A 4415-nucleotide genomic window follows, 5' to 3' on the forward strand; every position below is an offset into this window, starting at 1 on the left:
GTTCTGGGTCGCCGCACCGGTACGCAGTTCTTCACCGTCGGCCACATTGGCCAGATCGCGAACCCGAATCGGCACGCCATCACGACGGGTGACGACGATCTTCTGGATGGCAGGAATGTCCGAGACCTGTGCCGGCACACGCACCAGGAACTGCTGACCGTTACGTTCGATGTAGCCGGCGCCCACGTTCTGATTGTTGGCCTGCAGGGCCGTGACCACATCTTCAAAGGTCAGGTCCAGCGAGCGCAGCTTGGCCGGATCGGGCGTGACGTGAACCTCACGCTTGAAGCCGCCCATGGTATTGACTTCCGTCACACCAGGAACATTGCGCAGCTGCGGACGAATCACCCAGTCTTGCAGCGTGCGCAGATCGGTGGCGGTGTAGGGCGTGCCATCGGGTTTGCGGGCTTTGGGATCGGCATCGATAGTGTAGGAGAAGATCTCGCCCATGCCGGTGGCAATCGGACCCAGAGTGGGTTCGATACCTTCGGGCATTTGCGCCTTCACCTGTGCTACACGCTCGGAGACCTGCTGCCGAGCAAAGTAGATGTCCGTCCCGTCCTTGAACACGACGGTGACCTGGGACAGGCCGTAGCGGGAGATCGAGCGGAAGTACTCCATCTTCGGCAGACCGGCCATGGCCGTCTCGATGGGGAACGTGACGCGTTGCTCCGCTTCCAGCGGCGAGTAACCTGCCGCTTCGGTGTTGATCTGAACCTGGACGTTGGTGATGTCGGGGGTGACATCGATAGGGATCTGACGGGCACTCCAGATGCCGATGGCGATCAAGGCCACCGTCAACGTCATGACCAGCCAGCGATGATTAATCGCGACTTTTATGATTTTTTCGAGCATGACGGTCTCCTTAGTGCGCGTGTGTCGCGCCGGACTTTTCGATGTCCGCCTTGACCAGGTAGCTCTGGGTCACCACGATGTCCTCGCCGGCCTTCACGCCTTCCAGCACGGCCACTTGCGTGGAGTCACGATCACCCAGCTTCACCGGCCGCGCCGTGTAGGTATCGCCGTCACGCACAAACACCACGTCCTTGCCGTCCATGCTCTGGATGGCCGACTGCGGAATCACAACGCCCGCATCGCTGGTGGACATCGTGATTTGCGCTTTGACTGCAGTGCCTGGACGCCAGAAGCCATCCTCGTTGAGCAGTGCGGCACGGGCGACCAGGCTCTGGCTCGCCGTTGACGTGCTGGGCAGCACGCGTTCGATGGTCGTCGTCGCACTGACGTTGTCGTACAGGCGACTGACCGTGACGGCCACGCCCGGACGCAGGTACTGCGCATCGGCCCCGAACACGTGCAGGTCGACCCACACCTTGGACAGGTTGCCGATCTCAAACAGCGGCTGGCCTTCGGCGGCTACGCCACCGACACTGCCTTGTCGACTGAGGACGACGCCGCTGATCGGTGCGGTGATGGTGTAGGTCGTCAGGCTGAGATTGCTGTGCACCACGGCCAGCGCTTGGCCTTGACGCACGGTATCGCCCACGTTGGCGCGCAGGGCACGCACCACACCCGGGTAGCGCGCAGTGACCTGGGCCACGCCGCCCTCCATCGGTGTCAGCACGCCTTGGACTTCCAATTCGTTCTTGATGGCGCCCTCACTGACTTTCGCGACTTTCACGCCGCTCTTGTCAGCTTCTTCCTGCGGGATCGTGGTCTTCTCGGCACCTTCTTCTTCATGACCACCGGCTTCCTCACCGTGGCCGGCTTCCCCTTCCTCGTGCCCGGCTTCGCCTTCGGCGCCGTGATCGTCACCCTCACCGCTGGCTTCTTTGGCAGGCGCCGTTTTCTCTTCCGTGGCGTCCTTGGAACCACCACAAGCGGCCAGCATCAGGACAGCGCCCAGCAGCAACGTCGGAGCTGCAATCTTTGCAACGTTCTTCATGTGGAAATCCTTATGGGGTGGTGGTGCCGCTGGCGACGATCGGCTGCCCGGTCAGGCGCTGGATCTCGATCAGGGCAGCTTGTGCGTCGACGGCCACTTGCAGCTGGCGCACGCTGGCTTCCACGCGTTGCGCCTGCAGCTGCGACCACTCCAGATAGCTGATCGCACCGGCTTTCCACGCGTACTCGGCGGCCTTCTCAGCCTTCTCCAAGCGTGGGATCACGTCGGTACGCAGGCGACCGACTTCCAAACGTGCCGTGGAGTAATTGCCGTAGGCGTTGGTCAGCGCGGAGTAAAGATCGATGCGCAGGGATTCGCGTTCGATCGGCGTCATGGCCAGTTCGGCTTCAGCAGCACGGATACCCGGTGCGGCACGGCGTGCCGACCCCAGCGGAATGCTGATGCCGGCCATGAACCCCACATCGCTCGTGGCACGGTTGTAGCGTCCACCGGCCTGCCACTGCAGATCAGGCGTAGCTTGCGTACGCGCCAGACGTAGCTGGGCCTCACGCACACGCTCCACGCCCGCCAACTCAGCAAGCTCGGGCGTGTTCTGCAGGTAGTCACTCAGTGCATTGAAGCTCTGCAGTTCCGGCAGCACCAAAGGATTGCCCGCGGCCACGGTGAAGCTGGGCGTGCGCTCATTCCACAGGGCCGCCAGGTTCTGGCGCGTGGCCGCTTCATCGGCAATGGCGCGATCGCGATCCAGTTCGGCCGTGGCCAAGGCCGCCTGTGCGGTGAGCACGACCGACTCGGGCGAGGCACCGGCGGTCAGGCGGGTACGTGCCGCATCGACGGCGCGCCTGCGTTGGACGATGTCCAACTCGGCGATGCTCTTGCGCTTGGTTGCGGCGGTGACGGCCAGATAACGCTGCGCCGTCTCGGCCAGCAGGTCCAGCCGTGCCATCTCGCGCTGCGGCGCCAACGTATCAATGTTGGCCAACGCCAGGGCTTGCCGGGCATTGAGCTTGCCGCCGCGCTCGATCACCCCGGCCAGGGTGACGGTGAGCTCGGCCTCGCTGAAACCGCGATAGTTGCCGGTGCCGAGCGTGTTTTCGATGGTTGCGCCGAGGGTCATCGGGGGCTTGAGGGCCGCCGATGCCAGGTTGGCATCCAGGACCTGACGACGTCCGTCGAAGATGCGCAGGTCAGGGTGTGTCGTGGCAACGCGCGCGATGGCGTCGTCCAACGAAAGGGTAGAAGAAGGCGCCGTCCCCGTTTGCGCGTACGCAACGGGCACGACCAAAAAGGCAGCGCACGCTGCCAGTCGCAACCACATGAGATATCTCCGATTAGGCGAAAAAACGATGCACCGGCAAGCCGGCGTGCAGCGTTAGGCCGTAATCGGAGGACGGGTCAGGGACAGCGGCTGCAGGGAATCCAGCGGCTGGATCTCGTGCACAGGCGCGATCGCCTGAGGAGCGAGCGGTTCGACCACAAGGGCGGGCGAGGGAATAGCCACCGGATGGCCGCAGGCATGGGCTCCATGGACCAGCGCGTGCAGCAGATCGCCGGCCGAACCCTCGTCCTGATCGCCGGCATCCTGATCGACCACCGCGCTGGTGGCGTCATCGCTGACATCGCAGTGCTCGGGATCGGCATGATCGGCCACGGCCTGGGCCGATTCGTGGATATCGCCCACGGCCGCCAGCACCGGATTGGCCACCACCGCGAACAACAGCAGTGCCAGCGCCGGCAGGCGCAGGAATCGGCTGAGTTGGCGTAGGGCACGCGTCATGGTGCGCGCATGGTAGTCAGTCCCTTGCGCGTTAGACAATCACGCAATTCAGGAAACTGTCATCGCGCTGCAGCGTTAGGGTGTAACAGCGCTTGGCGTGCGCGACCGGGTTGGGTATCGTCGGGCCATTCGTGCAGCCCGGGACCTCCGCGTGCGCCTTCTGACCGCCCATCCCCGATCATGGCTCGCCTTGGGCGCGCTGTGGCTGATCGTGGCGGCGGTGCTGGCCCATCCGGTCCTGACCCAGCTCGGGCAGCTGCATGGTCTGGAGCACAGCGCACCGCACCTGCGCGCAGCCGCGCATGCGCACGATGCCAAGGGCGAGGTGCCCGATGAGCACGCTACGGGGGCGCACAGCCTGTTCCATCACTCGGACGTGTGCGCACACGCGGTGATCCTGCCGGACTTCCCGGCCCCTGGGCCGCTCATCCCCGGCCAGGCCTATACGCCCATCGCCGCGGTCCTGGCGCTGGCCCAGCGCTCTACGCACCCCTTACGCCCACCCATCGCGTGATCGCGCCGGCGCACGCCGCCTTGGCGTAGCCGCTGCTTTGGGATCGCGTGCGCCGGTCGCAACGACCGTGCTGTCGCGTGGCACTCACTTGCGCTGTGGACACTCAGGTTCATCTGCGCAGCACTGACGAGATCGATATGGATACCTCCCCTGGCAAGTTGCGCCTGGACATTCCCGTTGTGCTTCCCCACGTGCGCGATGCTGCCGATGCGTGCATCGAGCGCCTGCAGAGCGAACTGCTCGCACGCCCCGGGGTGGAC

5 protein-coding genes are annotated in these 4415 nt (G+C 64.5%); 1 reads left to right on the forward strand and 4 read right to left on the reverse strand.

The features are described from left to right. The 4 genes from AC04L7_RS12955 to AC04L7_RS12970 form a co-directional block, all read right to left on the reverse strand. The coding region (locus AC04L7_RS12955; protein ID WP_475513150.1) for an efflux RND transporter permease subunit at positions 1-855 on the reverse strand (855 nt) is incomplete at its 3' end. A gap of 10 nt (positions 856-865) precedes the next feature. After that, positions 866-1903 carry an efflux RND transporter periplasmic adaptor subunit gene (locus tag AC04L7_RS12960; RefSeq protein WP_435998489.1) on the reverse strand — a complete coding sequence of 346 codons (1038 nt, stop codon included), beginning with the start codon at positions 1901-1903 and terminating at the stop codon, positions 866-868. A gap of 10 nt (positions 1904-1913) precedes the next feature. After that, on the reverse strand, positions 1914-3182 hold the full coding sequence (locus AC04L7_RS12965) for a TolC family protein (protein ID WP_327482779.1): 1269 nt from the start codon (positions 3180-3182) through the stop codon (positions 1914-1916). A 54-nt stretch (positions 3183-3236) separates the two neighbouring features. After that, positions 3237-3641, reverse strand: a complete 405-nt coding sequence (locus AC04L7_RS12970; protein ID WP_187572539.1) for a hypothetical protein — start codon at positions 3639-3641, stop codon at positions 3237-3239. Between the two features lie 151 nt (positions 3642-3792). Here AC04L7_RS12970 and AC04L7_RS12975 point away from each other — a divergent pair, with 151 nt between their 5' ends. Beyond that, positions 3793-4155, forward strand: coding sequence for a hypothetical protein (locus AC04L7_RS12975; RefSeq protein ID WP_327482780.1), 363 nt, complete (start codon positions 3793-3795; stop codon positions 4153-4155). Positions 4156-4415 lie beyond the last annotated feature (260 nt).

The sequence above is a fragment of the Pseudoxanthomonas sp. LjRoot204_2 genome (genome assembly GCF_056175765.1).